At 53.2% G+C, this 23,488-nt stretch carries 25 protein-coding genes and 1 riboswitch; of the genes, 12 read left to right on the top strand and 13 right to left on the bottom strand.

Annotated elements, in window-relative coordinates:
* The first annotated feature begins 109 nt into the window (after positions 1 to 109).
* Positions 110 to 937 (top strand): AraC family transcriptional regulator, encoded by an 828-nt coding sequence (locus M2403_RS09270; RefSeq protein WP_193333083.1) that lies wholly within the window; start codon positions 110 to 112, stop codon positions 935 to 937.
* Positions 938 to 1,027: 90 nt separating this feature from the next.
* Complete coding sequence (locus M2403_RS09265; protein WP_013574394.1) at positions 1,028 to 1,714, top strand: GntR family transcriptional regulator; 687 nt, start codon at positions 1,028 to 1,030, stop codon at positions 1,712 to 1,714.
* A 62-nt stretch (positions 1,715 to 1,776) separates the two neighbouring features.
* Here the strand turns inward: M2403_RS09265 and M2403_RS09260 are convergent, their stop codons facing one another.
* Entirely contained in the window at positions 1,777 to 2,010 is a 234-nt protein-coding gene (locus M2403_RS09260) for a hypothetical protein (protein ID WP_217153544.1), read from the bottom strand.
* A gap of 104 nt (positions 2,011 to 2,114) precedes the next feature.
* Between M2403_RS09260 and M2403_RS09255 the strand changes: the two genes are divergently transcribed.
* Complete coding sequence (locus M2403_RS09255; protein ID WP_152324547.1) at positions 2,115 to 2,963, top strand: hypothetical protein; 849 nt, start codon at positions 2,115 to 2,117, stop codon at positions 2,961 to 2,963.
* 6 nt (positions 2,964 to 2,969) lie between these two features.
* Here M2403_RS09255 and thiD read toward each other — a convergent pair whose 3' ends face one another.
* The 5 genes from thiD to M2403_RS09230 form a co-directional block, all read right to left on the bottom strand.
* Positions 2,970 to 3,770 (bottom strand): bifunctional hydroxymethylpyrimidine kinase/phosphomethylpyrimidine kinase, encoded by an 801-nt coding sequence (thiD, locus tag M2403_RS09250; RefSeq protein WP_259228985.1) that lies wholly within the window; start codon positions 3,768 to 3,770, stop codon positions 2,970 to 2,972.
* On the bottom strand, positions 3,767 to 4,576 hold the full coding sequence (gene thiM, locus M2403_RS09245) for a hydroxyethylthiazole kinase (RefSeq protein WP_259228984.1): 810 nt from the start codon (positions 4,574 to 4,576) through the stop codon (positions 3,767 to 3,769). The genes thiD and thiM overlap by 4 nt, the downstream gene beginning before the upstream one ends.
* A 34-nt stretch (positions 4,577 to 4,610) precedes the next feature.
* Positions 4,611 to 4,712, bottom strand: a riboswitch (TPP riboswitch).
* A gap of 53 nt (positions 4,713 to 4,765) precedes the next feature.
* Entirely contained in the window at positions 4,766 to 5,113 is a 348-nt protein-coding gene (locus M2403_RS09240) for a RidA family protein (RefSeq protein ID WP_259228983.1), read from the bottom strand.
* A gap of 190 nt (positions 5,114 to 5,303) precedes the next feature.
* Positions 5,304 to 6,095 (bottom strand): PhzF family phenazine biosynthesis protein, encoded by a 792-nt coding sequence (locus M2403_RS09235; protein WP_259228982.1) that lies wholly within the window; start codon positions 6,093 to 6,095, stop codon positions 5,304 to 5,306.
* A gap of 26 nt (positions 6,096 to 6,121) precedes the next feature.
* A complete protein-coding gene (locus M2403_RS09230) occupies positions 6,122 to 6,829 on the bottom strand; it encodes a transcriptional regulator (protein WP_259228981.1) in 708 nt (235 codons plus the stop codon).
* A gap of 185 nt (positions 6,830 to 7,014) precedes the next feature.
* On the opposite strand from M2403_RS09230, the gene M2403_RS09225 reads away from it, so the two are divergent.
* The 4 genes from M2403_RS09225 (at position 7,015) to M2403_RS09210 (ending at position 8,981) form a co-directional block, all read left to right on the top strand.
* Positions 7,015 to 7,449, top strand: coding sequence for a GNAT family N-acetyltransferase (locus M2403_RS09225; RefSeq protein ID WP_152324553.1), 435 nt, complete (start codon positions 7,015 to 7,017; stop codon positions 7,447 to 7,449).
* 138 nt (positions 7,450 to 7,587) lie between these two features.
* Complete coding sequence (locus M2403_RS09220; RefSeq protein WP_165058475.1) at positions 7,588 to 8,250, top strand: DUF3313 domain-containing protein; 663 nt, start codon at positions 7,588 to 7,590, stop codon at positions 8,248 to 8,250.
* Between the two features lie 138 nt (positions 8,251 to 8,388).
* Entirely contained in the window at positions 8,389 to 8,652 is a 264-nt protein-coding gene (locus M2403_RS09215; RefSeq protein ID WP_152324555.1) for a type II toxin-antitoxin system HicA family toxin, read from the top strand.
* Positions 8,649 to 8,981 (top strand): type II toxin-antitoxin system HicB family antitoxin, encoded by a 333-nt coding sequence (locus M2403_RS09210; protein WP_259228980.1) that lies wholly within the window; start codon positions 8,649 to 8,651, stop codon positions 8,979 to 8,981. Before M2403_RS09215 ends, M2403_RS09210 begins: the two co-directional genes overlap by 4 nt.
* A 71-nt stretch (positions 8,982 to 9,052) precedes the next feature.
* Here the strand turns inward: M2403_RS09210 and M2403_RS09205 are convergent, their stop codons facing one another.
* Positions 9,053 to 9,946, bottom strand: a complete 894-nt coding sequence (locus M2403_RS09205) for a LysR family transcriptional regulator (RefSeq protein WP_208950503.1) — start codon at positions 9,944 to 9,946, stop codon at positions 9,053 to 9,055.
* Positions 9,947 to 10,031: 85 nt separating this feature from the next.
* Between M2403_RS09205 and M2403_RS09200 the strand changes: the two genes are divergently transcribed.
* Positions 10,032 to 10,808, top strand: coding sequence for an NAD(P)H-dependent oxidoreductase (locus M2403_RS09200; RefSeq protein ID WP_259228979.1), 777 nt, complete (start codon positions 10,032 to 10,034; stop codon positions 10,806 to 10,808).
* Between the two features lie 92 nt (positions 10,809 to 10,900).
* Here the strand turns inward: M2403_RS09200 and guaA are convergent, their stop codons facing one another.
* Positions 10,901 to 12,478 (bottom strand): glutamine-hydrolyzing GMP synthase, encoded by a 1,578-nt coding sequence (gene guaA / locus M2403_RS09195; protein WP_259228978.1) that lies wholly within the window; start codon positions 12,476 to 12,478, stop codon positions 10,901 to 10,903.
* Between the two features lie 223 nt (positions 12,479 to 12,701).
* Entirely contained in the window at positions 12,702 to 14,168 is a 1,467-nt protein-coding gene (gene guaB / locus M2403_RS09190) for an IMP dehydrogenase (RefSeq protein ID WP_259228977.1), read from the bottom strand.
* 169 nt (positions 14,169 to 14,337) lie between these two features.
* On the opposite strand from guaB, the gene xseA reads away from it, so the two are divergent.
* Complete coding sequence (gene xseA / locus M2403_RS09185) at positions 14,338 to 15,711, top strand: exodeoxyribonuclease VII large subunit (RefSeq protein ID WP_165058483.1); 1,374 nt, start codon at positions 14,338 to 14,340, stop codon at positions 15,709 to 15,711.
* A 51-nt stretch (positions 15,712 to 15,762) separates the two neighbouring features.
* Here xseA and M2403_RS09180 read toward each other — a convergent pair whose 3' ends face one another.
* Both M2403_RS09180 and M2403_RS09175 read right to left on the bottom strand, forming a co-directional pair.
* Positions 15,763 to 18,126: a glycoside hydrolase family 31 protein gene (locus M2403_RS09180; RefSeq protein ID WP_259228976.1), complete on the bottom strand. Its 2,364-nt coding sequence runs from the start codon at positions 18,124 to 18,126 to the stop codon at positions 15,763 to 15,765.
* Complete coding sequence (locus M2403_RS09175) at positions 18,123 to 19,436, bottom strand: MFS transporter (protein ID WP_152324563.1); 1,314 nt, start codon at positions 19,434 to 19,436, stop codon at positions 18,123 to 18,125. The genes M2403_RS09180 and M2403_RS09175 overlap by 4 nt, the downstream gene beginning before the upstream one ends.
* A gap of 215 nt (positions 19,437 to 19,651) precedes the next feature.
* Here M2403_RS09175 and M2403_RS09170 point away from each other — a divergent pair, with 215 nt between their 5' ends.
* From M2403_RS09170 to M2403_RS09160, 3 genes are all read left to right on the top strand, one after another.
* Positions 19,652 to 20,734: a LacI family DNA-binding transcriptional regulator gene (locus tag M2403_RS09170; protein ID WP_217153537.1), complete on the top strand. Its 1,083-nt coding sequence runs from the start codon at positions 19,652 to 19,654 to the stop codon at positions 20,732 to 20,734.
* Between the two features lie 136 nt (positions 20,735 to 20,870).
* The gene (locus M2403_RS09165) at positions 20,871 to 21,905 is read left to right on the top strand and encodes a M4 family metallopeptidase (RefSeq protein WP_165058488.1); all 1,035 of its coding nucleotides are present in this window, start codon (positions 20,871 to 20,873) and stop codon (positions 21,903 to 21,905) included.
* On the top strand, positions 21,906 to 22,250 hold the full coding sequence (locus M2403_RS09160; RefSeq protein WP_259228975.1) for a protealysin inhibitor emfourin: 345 nt from the start codon (positions 21,906 to 21,908) through the stop codon (positions 22,248 to 22,250).
* Here the strand turns inward: M2403_RS09160 and M2403_RS09155 are convergent.
* Both M2403_RS09155 and M2403_RS09150 read right to left on the bottom strand, forming a co-directional pair.
* Positions 22,235 to 22,465 (bottom strand): zinc ribbon domain-containing protein, encoded by a 231-nt coding sequence (locus M2403_RS09155; protein WP_208950500.1) that lies wholly within the window; start codon positions 22,463 to 22,465, stop codon positions 22,235 to 22,237. The genes M2403_RS09160 and M2403_RS09155 overlap by 16 nt on opposite strands.
* Before the next feature lie 12 nt (positions 22,466 to 22,477).
* Positions 22,478 to 23,434: an AEC family transporter gene (locus M2403_RS09150; RefSeq protein ID WP_259228973.1), complete on the bottom strand. Its 957-nt coding sequence runs from the start codon at positions 23,432 to 23,434 to the stop codon at positions 22,478 to 22,480.
* Positions 23,435 to 23,488 lie beyond the last annotated feature (54 nt).

Below are 23,488 nucleotides of genomic sequence, written 5' to 3'. Positions count from 1 at the left end.
CGACTCACAGACAGAATCTGTGAAGCAGATCAAACCCTCCAGTCTGCCTGCTGGCAGAGCGCGTCCGCTGTGCTAATGTCAGGCATGACCTGCCCGATGAGTGCCTGAAATGCTTTCATTTTCCGTTAATTATCCGGTTAAAGTTCAGAATGGCGGTTTGTTTATTTCCCGCGGAATGGGGACACATCCGACCCGGCAACTCAGTTCGCACGAGCTGATTTACGTTGTGCGTGGCACACTTTCCCTTCAGGAAGAAAATACCCGTTTTGATTTACATGAAGGAGAAAGTTTACTGTTATTTCCCGGCAGGGAACATAAAGGCGTGACGACGTTTGATCCTGAGTTAAAGTTTTATTGGCTGCACTTTGATATTGTGAAAAATACGACAATAATTAAATCACAGCAAATTAATCCCTCTTTACAGCTGGATATTCCACAACACTGTAAGGTCAGAGACACCGAAACATTGTTAACCCTGTTCAGATTATTTTTATATGAGCAGGAGCGCGGCGGAAATTCGCTGGAGCTGTTTCTGATTTTATTGTTGCAGGAAGTCTCCCGCGCCTGGCCTGAAAATCTGGAACCCGGCGGTCCGGGTGTCGCGCTGGCGTACAAGGCACGTGAGCTGATTACCACCCAGTATCATCTGCCGCTCGGGGCCTCTGAGCTGGCAGACCGATTACACTGCAACGCTGATTATCTCGGGCGGGTTTTCCGCCTGACATTTCAGATGACGCTGACGGATGCGTTGCATAAACACCGGGTTGCGGCGGCCGAAAAACTACTGCTAAGTAATACCGGCAATGTTGCGGATGTTGCCCGGCAGACAGGGTTTAACGACGTGGCCTATTTTCGTCGGGTTTTTCGCAAGCTGCTGGGGATTACGCCAGCGGCCTATAAAAAACTCTATTGCCGCGAGCATATTAATTCCCAATAATTTGATAAAACCTTGCGCTAACAATCTCAAAATCCTGAGAAAACTCATGTTAGTATTATCTTCTCCTGATTCTGAAGACAAATTTAGCCCATGACAGACTCCTTTGAATTTCTCAGTAATGTGCCGGTAAATCAGCAGATTTACCGCACCTTGCGTCAGGACATTGTCACCTGTGCCATCGCACCGGGGGCGTTCCTGTCGGAGAAAGAAATTTCCACGCGTTTTAATGTTTCCCGCCAGCCGGTTCGCGAAGCCTTTATTAAACTGGCTGAAGCCGGGCTGGTACAGGTTCTGCCACAGCGCGGCACTTACGTGATGAAAATTTCTTCCAAACGGGTGGCCGACGGCCGTTTTATTCGTGAAGCCGTTGAAACCGCCGTCGTCCGCCGCGCCGCCATGGTCGCGACGGATAAAGATCTCGCGCTGCTGGAGCACAATCTTGAACGGCAGACGCTGGCGGCAAAAAGCCAGCAAACACAGGAATTCCTGTTACTCGACGATGAATTTCACCGCACCATCGCGCAGATTATTGACTGCCGCCTGGCGTGGGAAACCGTCGAGCACATTAAAGCCACGATGGATCGCGTACGGTTTCTGACGCTCAGTAAAGTGTCGCCGCCGGAAAATCTCATCGCGCAGCACTACGCCATTTTTGACGGACTGAAAGCGCACGATCCGGACGCGGCCGAAAAAGCCATCCGCATCCATTTGCAGGAGATGATTTCCACCATCACGCCCATTGCTGAGCAAAACAGCGACTGGTTTGATGCGGAATAGATCTGGAAAAACAGTTTTCCCCGCGTTTTAGCGCAATGCCAGCGGGCGGGGTACAACGCGTTTCAGGGAAGTTTGGTCCAGTCCTTCTGCGGATGGTAGAAGGCTTCCGGCGGACCAAATGCGCCAAGTTTATCGTCATCCAGACTGCTGTAGTTCTCTCCACAATATCTCAAATAGCCAACGCGCATATCCACCAGCTCTAGCTCGCGTGGTGTTAACTGAACGGGCTTACCCATAAACTTTTCCTTGTATTCAGACGGTGTAATACGAGACGCCTCGGAAAATTTCGTCATCATGGCTAACGTAATCCGAAAAAGATGCCCGTTTTGCGGCGTAGCCCCAAAATTTGTATGACAACTTGGTGTAAGCTGTAAACCACATCAATATCGTGGATACTTTTATGCCTTCTGCATCCCCCCTGAAAAAAAGCTACTACAGCGCAGATCAGTCGCTGTCCTTATCGCAGCTCGATGTCGAGAAAATCAGCCAGGTCGTGCGCGATCTGGACGTGGCTGAAAGCGAAAAAGAGCACTACGTCACGGGCTGGATGGGTCAGAACAGTGTGGTACTGGTGAGGAATTATCAGGACAAACGCGGGACGTCTAACGGAATTGTCATGTCACGCGGCAACCGCTATAAACTGACCATTCAGGCCATTACCTTCCGCATTCCCAAATTTCTGTTGTGGATTACGTTTCGCCGCAAGCCACGTACCATGACCGTAATTGCTTACAACAAGCTGGGTGAACAGGCTACCGGTCTGCAACAGTTTATGCATATTCAGGAACCTGAGCTGAAAGAGCAGCTGGAAAGCGACTGGCGTGAGCTGAATGATTATCTCGGCATGGCTTGCTGGCAGATGGAGAATAACCAGCCACTGTGGCGCAAGCTGCGTGAAGAAATCACGCCACAGTCGCTGCTGATGCAGGCAGAATCCGCGTGGTTCAGCGGCAAGAAGCTGCAAAAAGACGGTGAATGCGAAGGATTGTGGCTGCACGAACAGTTTATCGGGCGTCGTACCGGTGAGCACGCGGCGCTGTTGCTGTCGTGGAAAGATGAGGAAAATCAGGATATTGCCAGCTACCGGTTTGAGCGTGTTTCGGCCACGAAGATCCGTGTAATGCTGCGACCGCGCAAAGAAGCGAAATTCTACCCGCTAAACCCGTTTGACGCCGTGCATCTGCAACAGGCGCTGACGATGTATCACCAGGCAGAAGAGGCGCTGAGCGAAACCCAGCGCCGCGCCTGAGCGGTTTTACCACCAGCGGTGGAAATGATGCACAGGCCCGATGCCGTGGCCGACTTCCAGTGAGTCGGCCTGCATCAGTGCCTGCTGGAGATAATCTTTTGCTTCGCGTATGGTATCGGCCCAGTTGTTATGCCGCGGTCGCAGTGCCGCCAGCGCGGCCGATAATGTACACCCCGTTCCGTGCGTGTGCCGGGTATTCACGCGCGGTGCGGTAAACCGCTCGCGTGAACCGGTCATAAACAACCAGTCCGGGCTTTCTTCATCACGCAGATGACCGCCTTTCATCAGCACCGCTTCACATCCCATCGCCAGTAACGCTTCGCCCTGTTCACGCATTTCTGCTTCAGTCAGCGCCACCGGGCATTCCAGTAACGCAGCGGCTTCCGGCAGATTGGGGGTAATAATTGAAACCTGCGGAATCAGCAAACGGCGCACGGCGTCAACGGCCTCCGGCAACAGCAGCGGATCGCCACTTTTCGCCAGCATGACGGTATCAAGCACCACAAAAGGCGGCTGATAATACTTAAGCCTTTCAGCGACCGCTTCAACAATCTGGCTGTTCGCCAGCATGCCGATTTTAGTGCTGTCGATTCGCACGTCGCTGAGTACGGAATCGAGCTGCGCGGCCACGAAATCCGGCTCAATGTTGTAAACAGACTGCACGCCACGGGTATTTTGCGCCACCAGCGCCGTGATAACGCTCGTGCCATACGCGCCAAGCGCCGAGAAGGTTTTGAGATCTGCCTGGATCCCCGCGCCGCCGCTCGGGTCAGTACCTGCTATGGTCAGGGCATTGATTCTTTTCATCCGATTTTTTCCCCGTTCAGCCACTCTTCGCGCATCAAATACAGGTTATCGAGAAACTCTGGTGTGAAGCTGCCCGGCCCTTTCACCACTGCGCAGGCACGCTCACCGGCACAAGACATGACGCGACATGCCGCGGCAACGTTATCCAGACGTTTGCCGGGCAATGCGGCAAACGCCGCAACAACCGCTGATAACGAACAACCGGTGCCGACGATGCGGGTCATCATCAGATGTCCGCCGGGAACAGACCAGCTGCGTTCGCCGTCGGTGACGTAATCAGTTTCACCGGTGACAGCCACCACCGCGCCGGTTTCCAGCGCCAGTTGCTGTGCAGCCGGTAAGGCAGACAGCGAATCATCGCCGCTGTCTACGCCACGCCCGGACGCACTCAGGCCGCTAAGCGCACGGATTTCAGAGGCGTTTCCGCGGATGGCGGCGGGTGTAAGTTTGATGAGTTCAAGGCAAAACTCCTTGCGCCAGCTCAGGCCGCCGACGGCAACCGGATCCAGCACCCAGGGTTTTCCGGCCTGATTTGCTGCGTGAATCGCTGCCAGCATCGCCTCAGCATGAGGACGGGTCAGCGTGCCGACATTCACCAGTAAGGCATCGGCCACCGCGCTGAACTGCGCGGCTTCAGCCGGGTCAGTCACCATTGCCGGTGAGGCACCGAGCGCCAGTAGAACATTGGCCGTAAAGGATTGCACCACATCGTTGGTCAGGCAGTGAACCAGCGGCGCGGAGGCACGAAGTTGTCGTAAAGAAGCGGCGGCTGTTGCGCCGGGAAACACGGAAGGTCGGGTATTCATAGTTCTCCCCACCGGCGCTAAAGAAGGCGGTATCGGGAGAGATACCTGACTTCCCTACGCTGGCATAATCCAGATCAGGTAATACGGGTAAAATCTCAGCCGTTCTTTTGCAAGAGCGGCACCCCGAGTCAAGGAAGCATTATTGGTGGCGAGCCTGAGAAGGTCAATCAGGATTTTTCGTACAGCGTGTTATTTCGCCGCCGACGCAATAAGGTTAATTTCCAGTAAAACATCGACCAGAAGTTCCACGCAAACTGTTGTCCGGGCAGGATATGGCGCGTTGAAATGTTTTACATACGCCTCGTTAAAGGCTTTGAAATCTTTCTTATCGGTCAGGTAAATATTCACGGAAACAGCATCATCGAGTGTCAGGTTATATTCTTTAAGCGATCCGGCTATTTTCGAAAATACCAAATGGGTCTGCGCTTCAATTCCGGCGGGCGTTGTGCCTTCCGCGGTAATCGGTACTTCGCCGGAAACAAAATAAAGATTGCCGCTTTTACGGACTTTGGGAAAAGGTAAGGTCCCTGTGAGCATAATGAATTCCTCGATTCAGACGTAAAATCAGAAGTTTGATATCAGCAACATGCCGTAGAAAATTAAGACAGCCGCCAGCGTGATATAAACTATCCGTGAATCACGGGGATCCACCGGTTTGTTTTTCTCTGTCATATAAACAACTTAGCTATTGGAAAAAAATTAATTGAGAGGACTTAAGCGATAGATTTTAATTAAGATAAATAGTACCTCGCATATACAGCGCCGCTTTGCCGCTGATAATCACCCGATCATTTCCGCTCATTTCACATTGCAGTTCGCCTTTACGCGCACCGCCCTGCCGGGCGTTCATCTGCGTTTTATTCAGACGTTTCGACCAATACGGTGCCAGCGAGGTGTGGGCTGAACCGGTAACCGGATCTTCATTCACCGCCACGCGAGGCCCGAACCAGCGGGAGACAAAATCAAAATTACTGCCCGCAGCGGTGACCACCACGCCACGGGTATCAAAAGCATTGAGCGCTGCGAAATCCGGCGCGAGGGCTTCCAGTGCGGCAGCATCTTCAATCACAATGATAATATCATCGGTTTTAAGCACCGCGGTGATCGGTGCTGTCAGCCCAAGTGCCTGAGTGAGTCCGTCTGGCAGCGTGAAAGACACCGGAGATTTCACCGGGAAATCCATGTGGAAAACCTCATCCTGGCAGGTCACCCATAAATCTCCGCTGCGGGTAGAAAACCGCAACGATGCGGATTTATCGCCCAGCGCCTGGCTTATCACCCACGCCGTCGCCAGCGTGGCATGACCGCATAAATCCACTTCGGTGCCCGGCGTGAACCAGCGCAGCTCATAATGGTCGCCGTTTTTGACGAAGAAAGCCGTTTCGGAAAGATTATTTTCACGGGCAATATTGCTTAAAACGCTGTCATCCAGCCAGTGAGGCAACGGGCAAACGGCCGCCGGATTTCCACTAAAACTTTGCGATGCAAACGCATCGACCTGATAAATTGATATTTCCATTTCAGACTCCTCACTGTAAGTGACCACTATTCATCGCCACCGGATTTCTTAATTTCATCCAGATAGTTGTAGATGGTGTAGCGGGTAACGCCCAATTTGCTGGCCGCCTTTTCAACGCCGCCTTTGACGATAAACATCCCGCGATCCTGCATAACTCTGACGGCTTCGAGTTTCTCTTTTTTATTCATCGGTTTACCCGCTCGCCCCGACTGAGACAGGGAAGAATCAATGATTTCTTCCATCATGGACTCGAGATCGGTTTGGGAATTTTGCGGCGTATTTTCTGAAGAATACTGTCTGAGCAGGCGCCCGAGCGCCGCATGCGCAATTTCAACTTCACTGAGATCAACGTTGATACACAGGCTGGCAAATGCGACGCCCTCCGCGTCGCGATAAACCGTCGTGGCGCTTTTCAGTTTTGTTCCTTTCGCGGTCACTGTTGTGTAATCCGCAATAACCAGCGGTTCTGAGGATGGAGAAGCCGCATTCCGGGCGTTGAGAAGACCGGCGAATCCTAAATCACCGTCCGGGCCGCTGAACATGGAATCCCCTACCGCCCGGCCAGAAACGTGACCATTGGCAATTTTCAGCACGGAAGACGACGGATTTGTCAGGTCATGAACTACGATTTCAGTATTGTTGCCGATGGCCGCCGCGAGAGCCTCCACGGAGGCGAAGAGCGTTTTCAGAACGAGTGCTCTTTCGGCTGTGGCGTCTGGTGGAATTTTGGGCATGGGTGTTGTAGTCCGCCATTGCATTAGATGCAAACACAATATCAACCGAATGTTGAAATATCAATTTTTTGTTGATTAAATCACACGTGTACCACAAACCAAATTGAACTCCCGCAAAGTCGCTGGCAGTATGACTCAGTGAAGTGAACGTTCTCTGCCCTCATATTTTCAAAGGAATTCACTCTTTGACATCCCCACTTAACATCCGGCCTTATGAAGAAGCCGATCGCCCCTTTTTGCGCACGCTGTACTTGGCTTCACGCAAACAGACCTGGACATGGCTGGAAGACGATTTTCAGCTGGAAGATTTTGACCGTGCGGTCATCGGCGAAAAGATTCTGGTCGCTGAACGGGACGGGCATCTGCTGGGATTTGCCTCTGTTTTTACACAGGAGAATTTCCTGCATAACCTGTTTATCGATCCGCAGTTTCAGGGGACCGGTGCAGGCTCGGCTTTGTTGCACGCCGCCGAGACCACCTTTACCCGCAGAGGCTCTCTGAAATGTCTGGTAAAGAGTAAAAATTCAGTTGGTTTTTATCTGTCAAAAGGCTGGATCATTATCTCTACCGGCGAAAGTCCGAAAGGTGAGTATTATCTATTTCATTCACCTTGCAAATAATTGGATCATTAATCATTTGTGCGTATGGCCATTTTTTCGCGATCCTGACTAACATCAATTTTTCTTTGTAGTTAAGAGGTTAAATTCCACAGCGGTGCTATACATACTCTGTCTTCCTTAAAATTTCCGAGGGTACGAATGAAAAAAATAAAACTGATGCAGGCCGCACTGGTGACCGGCGCCCTGTTCCTTGCAGGCTGTACCAGCCATGTAACCCAGAGCGAAAAATTCTCTGGCTTCCTCGGCGATTACTCCAACCTTAAAGAAACCAAAACTGCATCAGGCACACCTGTGCTGCGCTGGATTGATCCTTCCTTTAAAGCGTCAAATTATTCTTACCTGATGTATGAGCCGATCAAATTCTATCCGGAACCACAACCGACTCCACAAATCAGTAAAGAAACGCTGCAGGGTGTGCTGGATTACGCCAACAGCCGCCTGAAACCGGCCATGGGAGAACGCCTGCAACTGACCGATCATGCAGGTCCGCGCACTTTGATTTTCAAAGGTGCGATTACCGGTGTGAATACATCAGCGGAAGGCCTGCAATTCTATGAAGTGATCCCGGTGGCACTGGTGATTGCCGGGGCTGAAACCGCCAGCGGACACCGTACCCGCGATACCGAAGTATTCTTTGAAGGCGAGCTGATCGACGCGAGCACCGGTAAACCGGTCATGAAAGTTGTCCGTAAAGGGTTTGGTAAACAAGTCTCCAACGACACCCAGAAAGTGACCGCCAATGATCTGAAAGTTGTCGTCGATGGCCTGGCGACCGACACCAAATTGTTCCAGTCAAACTAAGTCAGGCGCGTTAGTCAGCATTTTTGAGAGGCAGCCAGAGGGCTGCCTTTTTTATTGATAAGAATACTTTTTGATATCAAATAATGATATCATTTTCATGTTCTGGCGACTCAGCCATTATCGAAGGATCGACTAATCATGAACATGCTTAATAGCGGACACCTGAAAACGTTACATCTCATTTTTTCCTTGCCTACATCTTCAGCGGTGGAATGGAGAAAAATGGAAGTTTTGTTTATCGCCTTAGGTGCCAAAGTTAGTGAAGGAAAAGGGTCGCGGGTTCGTTTTGAAATCAATAATGTTGTTGCCTCTTTTCATCGACCGCACCCGGAGAAAGAAGCAAAAATTTATCAGGTACGTGATGCCAAAACATTCCTTGAGGCTATAGGAGTAAAACCATGAGTACTATGACCTATCAGGGGTATGCTGCAAAAATTGAATACAGCGATGAAGACAAATGTCTCGTCGGTCGTATAGCCGGAATTCAGGATGTCATCGGTTTTCACGCTGATAATGTCACGGACCTTAGGCTTGCTTTCGAAGACGCCGTGGAGGATTACCTGAGCTATTGTTCAGAGCAAGGTCGCGAACCTCAGCGTCCGGCCAGCGGGAAAATAAGCCTGCGTATTCAGCCGGAAGTCCATGCAGCAATCAATGTCGCCGCAGAAGTATCAGGTAAAAGTGTCAATCAATGGATTAACGACACGTTGATTCAGGCGGTTGACGACTAAAGCTGTGCGTTGAACATCTTTTTCCTGGCAGCCAGAGGGCTGCCTTTTTTATTTTCTTTATGCCGCTTTCTTCACACCGCACTGCTCATGAATTCCCTTAACCAGATATGCGCCGGGTCGCGGTGCGAGCGTTCGTGCCAGTACATGTGCATCTCAAAACCGGGAACTTTCACGGGCGGTTCGGTAAGGTGCAACGCGGGGTTGCCACGCACCAGACGCTCGGGAAGCATGGAGACTAAATCGGTGGTCAGCAGAACCTGAATGACAAACAGGAAATGCGGCACGGAGAGCACCACGCGCCGCGATAATCCGGTTTCTGCCAGCGAGCTGTCGGTTATGCCCTGAAATCCGCCACCATCAGGCGAAACGATCACATGTTCAAGCGAGCAAAACACCGGCATAGTGACGGGCTTCGCGAGCTGCGGATGTCCTTTCCTGCCGACCAGCACATAACGTTCGGAAAACAATAACGTGCTGTGTAAATCCTTGAGCACCGCTTCCCCCGTATGAAATGCCAGATCCAGTTCTCCTCGCTGCATTTTCCGCATAATCCGCACCGGTGATGTCTCAAAAATCGCCAGTTTTGTTCCGGGCGCTACAGCGCGGAATGCCTGGAGCACAGGCAATACAACGGTGGATTCGCCATAATCCGCCGCGCCCAGATTCCAGGTATTCTCTGCCTTCGACGGATCGAAAACGTCACCGGCAGAAACCGCAGACGCCAGAGCAGCCAGCGCCTGTTGCAGAGGTTCCCGTAACTCATCAGCCCGCGCTGTCGGATGCATGCCCCGCGGGCCCGGCAGCAGTAACGGATCGTCAAAAAACTCACGTAATTTAGCCAGCTGAACACTGATTGAAGGTTGCGAAAGGTTCAGCCGCTGCGCCGCCCGCGTGACATTGTGCTCCGCCAGCAGGACATCCAGCGTGAGCAACAAGTTGAGATCCAGACGTCCGAAATTATTCATAACTATACCTGGTATATTTTAAATTCATTTTAACTATACCTGACGGCGGCCTACTCTGCTTTCATCACTTAACGGAGAGTTAGCCATGAAAATTTTAATCGTCTACGCCCATCCGGAACCAAAATCTCTGAACGGTTCGCTGAAAGATTTCGCAGTAAAACACCTGGAGGCCGCCGGTCATAGCGTGCAGATTTCTGACCTGTACGCCATGCAATGGAAAGCTCCGCTGGACGCCGCTGACAACACATCGCCTTCGACGGACACGCCTTTCAATCCTTCGCAGGATTCACAGCGGGCATTCAAAAACGGGACGCAAAGTCCGGACATCGCCGCCGAGCAGGAAAAGTTAATGTGGGCGGATTCGGTGATTTTTCAGTTTCCGCTGTGGTGGTTCTCAATGCCGGCGATTATGAAAGGCTGGGTGGAACGCGTTTATGCCTATGGATTTGCTTACGGCGTCGGTGAGCATTCCGACACACACTGGGGGGACCGTTACGGAGAAGGTAAAATGGCCGGTAAACGCGCCATGCTGATGGTCACTACCGGCGGCTGGGAACCACATTACAGTGCACGAGGTATCAACGGTTCCATAGACGATTTACTGTTCCCCATCCATCATGGGATCCTGCATTATCCGGGCTTTACCGTGCTCCCGCCACTGGTCTTCTACCGCACAGGCCGCACGGATGAAGCACGCTTTCATCAGCTTTGCGATGAACTGGCGACCCGGCTGGATACGCTGGAAACCACAACACCAATCGCCTTCCGTCAGCAAAATGGTGGCGACTATGATATTCCTTCACTGACGCTTAAAGCTGAAATCACGCCGGAGAAAAGCGGGTTTGCGGCGCATTTGAAATAACATTCTGAGAGTTTCAGACATAAATAAACGCCAGCCGATCTTGCGATCCTGCTGGCGTTTTTGTTGCGCTAAATTTTAGATTTCTCTAAAACTTATTCCCACTCAATCGTCGCCGGTGGTTTACCGGAGATGTCATAAACAACGCGGGAAATGCCGTTAACTTCGTTGATGATGCGGTTAGAGCAGCGGCCGAGGAAATCGTACGGCAGATGCGCCCAGTGCGCGGTCATGAAGTCGATGGTTTCTACTGCGCGCAGGGAAACCACCCAGTCGTATTTACGGCCATCGCCCATCACGCCAACGGAACGGACTGGCAGGAAGACGGTAAACGCCTGGCTGACTTTGTTGTACAGGTCGGCTTTGTGCAGTTCTTCGATGAAGATAGCATCGGCGCGACGCAACAGGTCACAGTACTCTTTCTTCACTTCGCCCAGTACGCGAACACCTAAGCCCGGGCCCGGGAACGGGTGACGGTAAAGCATGTCGTACGGCAGGCCGAGTTCCAGACCGATTTTGCGCACTTCGTCTTTGAACAGCTCTTTCAGCGGCTCAACCAGACCCAGTTTCATTTCTTTCGGCAGACCGCCCACGTTGTGGTGCGATTTGATGACGTGTGCTTTACCGGTGGCAGAAGCGGCAGATTCAATAACGTCAGGGTAGATGGTGCCCTGCGCCAGCCATTTCACTTCATCCTGCTTACAGGCTTCTTCGTCGAAGACTTCAACGAACACGCGACCGATAATTTTACGTTTGGCTTCAGGTTCATCAACACCGGCCAGCGCAGACAGGAAACGGTCTTCCGCAGCAACGTGAACGATGTTCAGACCGAAACGGTCACCGAACATTTCCAGCACCTGATCCGCTTCGTTAAGACGCAGCAGGCCGTTATCCACGAACACGCAGGTCAGACGGTCGCCAATGGCGCGGTGCAGCAACATCGCGGTGACGGAGGAGTCAACGCCGCCGGACAGGCCGAGGATCACGTGGTCGTCGCCAATCTGCACACGCAGACGTTCAACGGCGTCTTCGATAATTTTCGCTGGCGTCCACAGAGCTTCACACTCGCAGATATCCATCACGAAGCGCTCGAGCAGTCGCAGGCCCTGACGGGTGTGCGTCACTTCCGGGTGGAACTGCACACCGTAGAAGCGTTTTTCTTCGTTGGCCATAATGGCAAACGGGCACGTCTCGGTGCTGGCAACGGTCACGAAATCAGACGGGATTTCGGTGACTTTATCGCCATGGCTCATCCAGACGTCGAGCAGCGGTTTATTGTTTTCGCTCAGGGCATCCTGAATGTCGCGGATCAGCGCGCTTTCAGTCTGAACTTCAACCTGCGCATAACCAAATTCGCGCTCGTTTGAGCCTTCAACATGGCCGCCTAACTGCATTGCCATGGTTTGCATGCCGTAGCAGACGCCCAGAACCGGTACGCCGGCTTCAAAGACGTAATCAGGGGCGCGCGGGCTGTCATGCTCGGTGGTACTTTCCGGGCCGCCGGACAGGATGATCCCGTTCGGGTTGAATTCGCGGATTTGGGCTTCGGTTACGTCCCAGGCCCAGAGTTCGCAATAGACACCCAGTTCACGCACGCGGCGCGCAACAAGTTGGGTGTACTGGGAGCCGAAATCGAGGATCAGGATACGGTGCTTGTGAATATTTTCGCTCATGAGGGGGCGTTTTCCAGAAAGCAATAAAAGCGTTAAAACGGAATATTAATCAGCCCGGAAATATCGGGCTGGGTATAAATTTGTAGTGACTCGATCCAGGCGCTCGCGAGCGAAGGTGAGGCAAGGAGGAAGCTGGCGAAAAAGCGCAGTTTACATGACGTAAATGAGCATTTTGAGCCAGCTTCCAACGCCGGCTCGCCGACGCGCAGCAGCGACTATGGGATTAAGAACCCATGCGGTAGTTCGGTGACTCTTTGGTAATCGTCACGTCGTGCACGTGGCTTTCCTGGATCCCTGCACCGCTGATGCGGACAAACTCAGCCTTGGTGCGCAGGTCGTCGATGGTAGCACAACCGGTCAGCCCCATACAGGAGCGCAGACCGCCCATTTGCTGATGGATGATTTCTTTCAGACGGCCTTTATACGCGACGCGACCTTCGATACCTTCCGGAACCAGTTTGTCAGCGGCGTTATCAGTCTGGAAGTAACGGTCAGAAGAGCCTTTGGACATCGCGCCCAGGGATCCCATGCCGCGGTAAGATTTGTATGAACGCCCCTGATACAGTTCGATTTCGCCAGGAGATTCTTCGGTACCAGCCAGCATACCGCCGACCATCACGCAACTTGCGCCGGCAGCGATAGCTTTTGCGATATCGCCGGAGAAGCGGATACCGCCATCAGCGATAACCGGAATACCGGTGCCTTCCAGCGCTTCAACCGCGTCAGAAACGGCAGTGATTTGCGGAACACCGACGCCGGTGACGATACGGGTGGTACAGATTGAACCAGGGCCGATACCGACTTTAACCGCGCTCACGCCAGCTTTAGCCAGTGCCAGAGCACCTGCGCCCGTCGCGACGTTACCGCCGATGATTTGCAGATCCGGGTATTTTGCACGGGTGGCGCGGATACGTTCCAGAACGCCTTCAGAATGGCCGTGTGAGGAATCGATCAGCAGAACGTCAACACCGGCCGCAACCAGCGCATCGACACGCTCTTCGTTGCCAGCGCCTGCGCCAACCGCAGCACCGACCCGCAGGCTGCCCTGCTCATCTTTACAGGCGTTTGGTTTACGTTCGGCTTTCTGGAAGTCTTTTACGGTGATCATACCGAGCAGATGGAATTGCGCGTCAACAACCAGCGCTTTCTCTACGCGTTTTTCGTGCATTTTTTGCAGGACGACTTCACGGGCTTCGCCTTCTTTCACGGTAACCAGACGTTCTTTCGGCGTCATTACCGCGGTCACAGGCTGTTCCAGATCGGTCACGAAGCGCACGTCACGACCGGTAATAATACCGACCAGTTCGTTTTCTTCGGTCACAACCGGGTAACCGGCAAAACCGTTAATTTCAGTGAGTTCTTTAACCTGACGTAAAGTGGTCGCCGGAGTCACCGTTTTAGGGTCAGCAACAACGCCGCTTTCATGCTTCTTCACGCGACGGACTTCTTCCGCCTGACGCTCAATAGACATGTTCTTGTGAATGAAACCAAGGCCGCCTTCCTGCGCCAGAGCAATCGCCAGATTCGCTTCAGTCACGGTATCCATTGCTGCGGACAGCATAGGGATATTCAGACGGATTTTAGCGGTCAGTTGAGTACCGAGGTCGGCAGTATTGGGCAGAACTGTGGAGTGAGCTGGAACAAGGAGAACGTCGTCGAACGTTAGTGCTTCTTTTGCGATACGTAGCATGGGCAATATCTCACCAAGGTGGATGCGGAAAAGATAAAATATTGCAGCGGGAGTATACAGGTGAGTGCGCATCCCGACCAGCACTATTTGAAAAAACTTCTTGATTACCTTTTTAGGGTATGTAGTATCAGTCGATTAAGTCTCTGTTTTTGAATTTGATCTGGATCACATGCCACTACCTTCTTCGCCTCCTATTTTTACCGTAAGCCGCCTGAATCAGACGGTCCGACAGTTGCTGGAAAACGAAATGGGTCAGGTCTGGCTCTCCGGTGAGATTTCAAACTTCTCTCAGCCATCCTCCGGCCACTGGTATTTTACGCTCAAAGATGACCGTGCTCAGGTCAAATGCGCGATGTTCCGCAATTCCAATCGACGCACCACGTTTCGTCCGCAAAACGGTCAGCAGGTTCTGGTCCGCGCGACCATTACGTTGTATGAACCACGCGGCGATTATCAGCTGATTGCCGAGAGTATGCAGGAAGCCGGTGACGGTTTATTGCAGCAGAAATTCGATTTACTGAAACAGCAGCTGGCCGCCGAAGGGTTGTTCGATGCGCAGTTCAAACAGCCGCTGCCCTCGCCTGCGAAATGTGTCGGGGTCATTACTTCGGCCAGCGGTGCCGCGCTGCACGATGTGCTGAACGTGCTCAAACGCCGTGATCCTTCCCTGCCCGTCATTATCTATCCGACCTCCGTTCAGGGTGCAGATGCGCCGGGGCAAATTGTCCGCGCCATTGCGCTCGCCAATGCCCGCGAAGAAGTCGATGTACTGATTGTCGGGCGTGGTGGCGGTTCGCTGGAAGATTTGTGGAGCTTTAACGATGAGCGCGTGGCGCGGGCGATTTTCGCCAGCCGCATTCCCATCGTCAGCGCCGTCGGCCATGAAACTGACGTAACAATTGCCGATTTTGTGGCAGATTTACGCGCCCCGACGCCGTCGGCCGCCGCAGAGTTGATCAGCCGCAATCAGCTGGAGTTGCTGCGCCAGATTCAGTCACAGCAGCAGCGTCTTGAAATGGCGATGGATTATTATCTCGCACAACTGGCGCAGCGTTTTTCGCGCCTGAATCACCGCCTCCAACAACAGCATCCGCATTTACGTCTCGCGCGACAGCAGACCGCGCTGTTCAAACTGCACCGCCGTCTGGATGAAGCGATGCAAAACCAGCTGCGCCAGATGCTGCGCCGTACTGACAGGCTGCAACAGCGTCTGAATCAGCAACAACCCCAGCCCCGAATTCACCGCGCCCAGCAACGGGTTCAGCAGCTGCAATACCGGCTGCAACAGGCGATGTCATCGCAGCTGGCGGAAAGTCGTCAGCGTTTTGGCACCGCCTGCACGCAACTTGAAAGCGTCAGTCCGCTGGCGACCCTTGCCCGCGGCTATAGCGTAACCACTACGCCACAGGGTGCGCTTTTGAAGAAAACTACGCAGACCGCTCCGGGCGATACGCTGAAAACACGTCTGGCCGATGGCTGGATTGAAAGTGAAGTGAAATCGATTGTGCTGGAGAAGAAAGCGCGGAAACGTGCGGTTAAATAAGTATCAGATTTGAAACCTCCCCCTTAACGCAGGGGGAGGCGTTTGAAAAGCTTACAGATTATAGCTATTTGTCTTCACGCCATTTACCCAAAGCTCACGCACTTCGCTTTCCGGCAGCACGATACTCAGGGTTTTCCAGGCGGGTTTGAAATCGCCACGCTGAGTCAGCGTGAGATCAATACGTTGCGCGTTACTGGTAATTTCCCAGTTCACCCACAGCGCATGATTTTGCTCCCAGCGATGGCTTTCGCCATCATCCTCAAACAACAAACCGCTCGATTTCGCCTGGCCTGCGGCCGGATAAACATGCAATTCACGCAACATATCGCGGCTGGCGTCAACGTGCGCCAGACGGGAAGATTGCGGCAGCGCAGCACCGGCGCGCACCAGCAGCGGCAGGCGATCCAGCGGCGCATCGCGCGTGATTGTCTGACCACCGGCAAACCATTCGCCAGTATAGAAATCACACCAGCCGATACCGTTATCCGGCAAATAAACGCGGCGTTCGCGCTGGCCTTCTTCGACAACGCTGGCAACCAGCAAGTCGCGCCCCATCAGGAAATCATCGGTTTCAGCGAATGTATTTTTATCATGCTCGTGATCGAGGAACGTCGGACGCAGCATCGGTTCGTCTTCCGCATGCGCCTGCCACAGCAACGTGTAGAAATACGGCAACAGACGGTAACGCAGGCGGATTGCATCGCGGATCAGTGGCGTCACCTGCGGATACATCCACGGCTCATTCACGGTGTTATCGTCATTCCATGAGTGAATAGTGAAGCGCGGATGCATCACGCCGTTTTGTACCCAGCGGACAAACAGCTCTGCTTCCGGTTTATCGCCGGAGAACCCGCCGACGTCGTGCCCGACATTGTACAAACCCGACAAACTCATCCCGATGCCCATCCGTGTGTTGTAACGCAGCGTCTGCCAGTTAGTGCGGTTATCGCCGCTCCACGTCTGCACATAACGCTGCATGCCCGCACAGCCGGAACGCGAAATAAGGTACGGACGGGTTTCCGGCGCAAAGTTTTGCTGCGCTTCAAATGACGCACGCATCATCAGCAACGGCATAACCGGGCGGATGTGTTTGATGGCGATCGATTTGCCGAAACCGTGGCAGCGCGCGTCGCTGTCCCAGACTTCGTATTCGTTGTTGTCGTTCCAGGTCGAGCCGATGCCTTTTTCCAGTAACTGCTGCGTCACGCCTTTTTGCCACCAGCGTACGGCGGACGGATGTGTAAAATCGAGATGCGATCCTTCGTCATCCCAGAAAACCGAGCGCTCAGGCACGTTGCTTTCGCTATCGCGAATGAACAAGCCTTGCTCCGCCACCTGCCCGTACTGCGGGTGATCCTGCAATAAGCAAGGTTTGATGTTGGCGGCCAGACGAATACCCGCGTCGAGAAACGCTTTCGACATCACTTCCGGCTCAGGCACTTTGTCGTAGTTCCAGTTGAACACGTAACGTTTGTTGCCAATCGACGTGTAACCCGATGAAAGCTGGAAGGAATCGCACGGTATTTCATGCTGCTGGCACAGCGTGATGAATTTCATCAGCTGTTGCTGGGCATCCGGTGCGTCGGTGTAATACATCGTCGAGCCGCTGTAACCGAGGCTCCATTTCGGGCCAAACGTGGTTTTACCGGTCAGCTTCACCAGTTTCTTGGTGACGTCCAGTGACGTCGGCCCGATAAACAGGTAGTAATCAAGATCGCCCGCTTCCGCGCTGAAACGGCGATATGGCAAATGGTAGTTATCCAGCTCATTTCCCAGATCCAGCCAGACATTGCTGAGATTGTCGTAGAACAGACCAAAACTGACGTCATTCCGGCGGGTCATCGTGAATGGAATATGTTTGTACAGCGGATCAGTGCTGGCGGCGTTGTAGCCCATCGCATCCAGATTGCGCATTTCAAAACGGCGGCCGCTGCGGTTGAGATCACCGGCTTTTTCGCCCAGCCCGTAAACGCCATCCTGCGCCTCGCGTAGCTGATAATGCGCCGACGCTTCGTTTTTAACACCGAGCATATATGCGCCGGTTTTACGGTCTTTCACCAGCGGCAGCCACGCGCCAGTGTCATTTTTGTATTCCCACTCCAGCCACAGCGGCTGATGAACCGTGACGCGCAGCGCCTCAGTGGCTAAAGTCAGCGAGTTTTCATCTTGCGACAGCTGGTAGCCCGGCTGCGAAAAACCTTCGTTGCTCAGGCGGTCACGCCCTTCCCACGGCACATCGTTTTGTGGCGCGATGCTCCAGGTTCTGTCCAGCGCCAGTTCGCCGTTGCGCTGAATAAAGACGCGAATCAGCCCCTCTTCAAGCACCCGCAGACAAAACAGATGCTTACCTTCGACCCGCAGATCGACGCCTGCGTTATCCTGCCCGGCAAGCTCCCAGTGTTTTAACGTTTTCATACACTCTCCCTTTTTGCCGGATTGCGGCGTTCTGCGATCAGGGCAATCAGGAAGACTGCGCCAATCAAATCAAAGAATCCCATAGCGATAAACAGCGGATTAAAACCTATCGAATCAGCCACTGCGCCAATCAGCAGTGAGAACAGGAAGCTGGCGATCCATGCGGAAGAACCGCGCATTCCGTTGACGGTCGCAACCTGGCTTTTATCAAATGTTTCAACGACAACCGCACTGAGCATGCAGGAAATGACCTGATGACCAAAACCACCGATGGAGATCAGCGCAATCGCGGCGTACGGACTTTGTGTGACTGCGACCAGCGCCAGAGAAAGCATCATGAATGCACCGGTGACAGAGCTTGCGACAATCGAGTTAATGCGGGTGCAACCAAACACTTTGCGGTACAGCGTGGTGAGATAACCGCTGGCAATACTGCCCAGATCGGCGGCCAGGAACGGCAGCCAGGCAAACATCACGATGTGTTTTAAATCCATGCCGCGTTCGTTGGCCAGATACAGCGGAACCCAGAAACTGAAGACGGCCCACGCCGGTTCGGCCAGAAATGCCGGGATGGCGATACCGTAGAATTTCTTGTTCTTACAAACAATTTTCAGGGATTTAATGAAAGGCAGGCGTTCCTGCTGGGGTTCGTTATCCTGACGGATCAGTGCCAGTTCGTCCTTACTCAGGTTCGGATGCGTCTCCGGAGAATGGTAGAATTTCCACCACAGCAGAACCCACAGCATCGACAGCACGCCGCAAAACAAGAAGGCGCCACGCCAGCCAAATGATATGTGCGCCACCAGAATAATTGGCGGTGCCAGCATCGCCCCGATGGAGAAACCGACTCCCGCCCAGCCCGCCGCAACTGGACGTTCCTTACGCGGGAACCAGTCAGAAATCGCTTTCGCATTGGCTGGTGTGGCCGCCGCTTCGGCGCTCCCCATGAAGAAACGCAAAACAGCAAGCTGGATCCAGCTGCCCGCCCCCGCGTGCAACATACAGACTACGGCCCAGATTGACGCACAAATCAGAAAGCCGAGTTTCAGCCCGATGACGTCAATCAGCCAGCCGCACAACGGCTGGAATATCGTATAGGCCGCCTGAAACGCCGCCACGATGTAGGAATATTGTTCGGTCGTCATGTTCAGGCTGGTTTTAAGTTCAGCAGCCAGTAAACCCAGGGAATTTCGGGTGACGTAGTTAACCGTCACGCCGAGGAGGAACAGCGCCAGCATCCACCAGCGTAACGCTTTTATTTTTCGACGCCCTGTCACGGCGGCCGTCTCGGTGTTGATTTGAATTGTCATGCCTGTTCTCCCATCCGTCGGCCGTTGCCGCAGATGATGTGTTATTTGAGGGACTTCCGCAGAGTAGGCAGACGGATTTGTGAGCGAAACGTGATTTTTTGCAAAAGCTTTCACGCTATAACTTCGTGGCGAAACGGGAGCTGGCAAAAGCTTATGGGGTAGCCATCTTCCTGGGTGAAAAATTTTGCAGGAGCGATTTTGAAGGAGATCACAGTTTGAAAGGAAAGTTAAATATCCAGCAAATTGCCGACCAGACGGGGCTGTCGATCAGCACGGTTTCGCGTGTTCTGGCAGGAAAAAATAACACCAGCACCAAAGCCCGTGACCTTGTGCTTAAATGTGCCAAATCGCAGGGCGTTTTTGACGAACTGTCCACCGGCAGGCTGATGCTCAACAATCTCATCATTTTCGCCCCGGCCCGCGCCTTTGATGTACGCAGTGATATTTTTTACTACAAAGTGATCCAGGGCATTCTGGCGTCTACGGCCAGTCACGAAGTGCGTGTCCGCTATTGTCCGATGGAAGAAGAAAACGCCGACGCCGCACTTTTCATCGCCAAAATGACCGATCCGCTGACTGAAGCCGTTTTACTGGTCGGCATCGACGACCCGCATATTCATCAGCTGGCGGCAGAAATGGCAAAACCCTGTGTGCTGGTCAATTGCCATGACCGGCATATGCGTCACGACAGCGTCAGCCCCGATCACCAGACGATGGGCGATTTCGCCTGCGACTATCTGTTCGCGCAGGGTCATACCCATATCGTGACAGTGCAATGTCTGCGCCGTCATACCATGGAGCTGCGCCTGACCGGCATTAAACAGGCGTTCGCCCGCCATCATCAGACGTTCAGCGACAGCCAGCATTTGCTGAATACGTCAGGATTTGGCGCACAGGAAAGTGAACAGGCGCTGCTGGAATACTTCGATTCACTGCCACCGGAACAGCCGTTGCCAACCGCTATTTTGGCCGGTGGCGACTTTATGGCGTCAGGCGTGGTAGCCGCGCTGGCGAAAAGAGGGTTATCAGTGCCCGGCGATATCAGCGTCATCAGCACCGACGGATTTAATCTGGCCGAAATTCACGATGTTCCGCTGACCGCCGTTCACGTTCCGCGTGACGAACTGGGCGCGGAAGCCATCGCCCTGCTGCAACGCAGAATGTTGCGTCCGGATGCGCCTCACACCACTCAGCTTTTGCAGGGAAAACTGGTGGTGCGCAATTCGGTGCGCAAAGCCACCGGCCGTGCCGTGACTCCACGCCCGCATCTTTTGTATGACCCTCTGCCGGACAGATAAATCTCATCTTTCACGGACATCACGCAGCGCAGTCCTATACTGACAGGAGACGGCTAATCATTAGCCTCCTTTCAGTATCAGGCAGTCAGAACGCCTTTCTTTCACCCACGGGTGGCACTTGATAAGGAGATTCACGATGAATCACAGTTCAGCGAAGCGTTACAACAGCGTTATCCCTCCGTATATGCTTAACCGTATTATCGAGCACGGCTCAGAACCTCAGCGCCGGTGCGCGAAACAAACGCTCGTCCACGTCAATACGTTAATGGCGCAGCCTTATGCGAAACCCCAAAAGATTGTGACCGCCAAAGCGGGTCAGGTTGAGCGTGATATTTATGACGCTAAGAACACCACAAAACTGCCGGGTGAATCGGTACGTAAAGAAGGTGAGGCCAGTAACGGCGATGTGGCTGTTGATGAAGCCTATGATTATCTCGGTGTAACCTATGATTTCTTCTGGCAGGCGTATCAGCGTAATTCCCTGGACAATAAAGGGCTGGCGTTGCTGGGCACCGTTCACTACGACAAAGGCTATCAGAACGCTTTCTGGAACGGTCAGCAGATGGTGTTTGGCGACGGCGACGGTGAGATTTTTAACAGGTTCACCATTGCGATTGACGTTGTGGGTCACGAACTTTCCCACGGCGTGACCGAAAGCGAGGCGGGTCTGGATTATAACGGGCAATCGGGTGCGCTGAATGAATCCCTGTCGGATGTGTTCGGCTCGCTGGTGAAGCAGTTTCATCTGAAGCAGACGGCAGATAAAGCCGACTGGATTATCGGCGAAGGCCTGCTGGCAAAAGGCATTCACGGCACCGGCTTACGTTCAATGTCACACCCGGGAACGGCCTACGATGACCCGCTGCTCGGTAAAGACCCGCAGCCAGCCGACATGAAAGGGTATGTGAATACCCGCGACGATAATGGCGGCGTACATATCAATTCAGGGATCCCTAACCGCGCATTTTATCTGGCTGCCACTAAACTGGGAGGCAATGCCTGGGAGCGCGCGGGGTATGTCTGGTACGACACGGTCTGCGATAAATCTCTGGCGAAAGATGCTGACTTTGTCGCCTTCGCACAGCTGACGGTCAAAAATGCGGGCAAACGCTTTGACGATTCGGTTGCGCAAGCGGTTCGTGAAGCCTGGGAGCAGGTTGGAGTGATGTAAATGAAACCTTTAGATTCGCTGGAAAGTAATACGGTAATTGAAATCTACCGTGAGGGCGGGGTCGCGTTTATCCCCAAACTCAGCGGACCGCGACGGGTTGAGCTTTCAGGCATGAGTGATGACAAACGGCGGGAAATTTGCCAGCTCATCAATAAAGCCCTGCCTTATGCTCAGGAAAAAGAAAACGCTGGTCGGGGTGACCAGCGTTATTTCCGTCTCGAAATTTATTACACGTCAGCAGAGCACTCCACCAGTCTGGTCGTCATTATTCCTGAAACAGAGACACCTGAAGAACTGGTCGATTTATGGAAACAGGCTCAGCCCGACGATCACTCTTCTGAATAAAGTGAACAGGTAAAAATCACCCGTTTTTTCGAAATCATGCCATGCCCGTTTTGGCAGAAGTAATCGACCGCACCGCAGGCTTTCAGTTCCTGCAACGGTTGCTGACAATCCGGGCATAACGCCGTTTGTGTGTAACTTGTCTGGCAGGTGTCACAGTGAAAGTGACCACTTACCCAGCTCATCGGCTGACCGCAGACCGGACAGAGCGCATCCATCGTATATCTCCTCTAAATGACGCCAAGTGTGCGCAGTAAATACAGCCCCAGCGCCGTCGTGAAAAATGATCCCAGCGTTGTGACGGCGATAATATTGGCCGCCAGCGTGGCGTTACCGCCCATCGCGCGCGTCATCACATAGCTACCAGCCGCCGTCGGTGTGCATGAAAAGAGAAAAATCACACCCAGCGCGGCGCCACGAAAACCGAACAGCCATGCGCCGAACGTCATCAGCGCAGGGACAAAAATAACACGCGACGCCGAAGACCAGGCCGCCACGTTAGAACTGCGGAACATCGCGCGCCAGTCCAGACTTGCACCGGCGCACAGCATCGCCAGCGGCAGCGCCATGCCGGAAATAAAATCACCTGTGCTGGCAATCGTCGCCGGCATCGGTAAATGGCTGTATTGAAATGCCAGGCCAAGAACCAGACCAATAATCAGCGGGTTAGTTACTATTCCGTGCAAAATCGGCTTCATCCCGATCCGTTTCCCCTGCCCGCCTTTCAGGTTGCGGGTCAGCGTAATAACGGACAGCACGTTGAACAGAATCACCGTCACCGCCAGATACATCGATCCTAAGGCAATGCCTTCATTACCAAATGCCAGCGAGGCGTACGCAAGACCGGCGATACCGGTATTGGCGCGGAATCCTCCCTGCACAAAGATGCCGCGTTCGCGGGGATCTTTCACCAGCTTAAGGGCGACCAGCTCCAGCAGTAAAAATGAAACGACGGTGGCGATCCCGCCGTAAAGCGCCAGCGGCAGGTTTGAGCCGGAGGAGTCGTGCCCCTGCGCAACGCTGAAAAAGAGCAGGCAAGGCAGCGCAATGTTAAACACTAACCGGCTGGCTTTCTCGTTGAAATTGTCGTCCATCAGGCCTGTGCGGCGCAGCATCACGCCCAGCAGTAAGATCAGTAAATTCGGAACAGTAACGCCAAACGCAAAACTCCAGGTCTGCCAGAACATCCAGCCAGCTCCTTGCAGGGTAAAAAGAGATAAAAAAAAATGGGGCGCATTTTC

It is taken from the genome of Rahnella sp. BIGb0603, from assembly GCF_024808755.1.
Taxonomy (GTDB): domain Bacteria; phylum Pseudomonadota; class Gammaproteobacteria; order Enterobacterales; family Enterobacteriaceae; genus Rahnella; species Rahnella contaminans.
The sequence above is the reverse complement of the archived record's forward strand: the minus strand, read 5'-3'. Positions and strand labels throughout refer to the sequence as shown.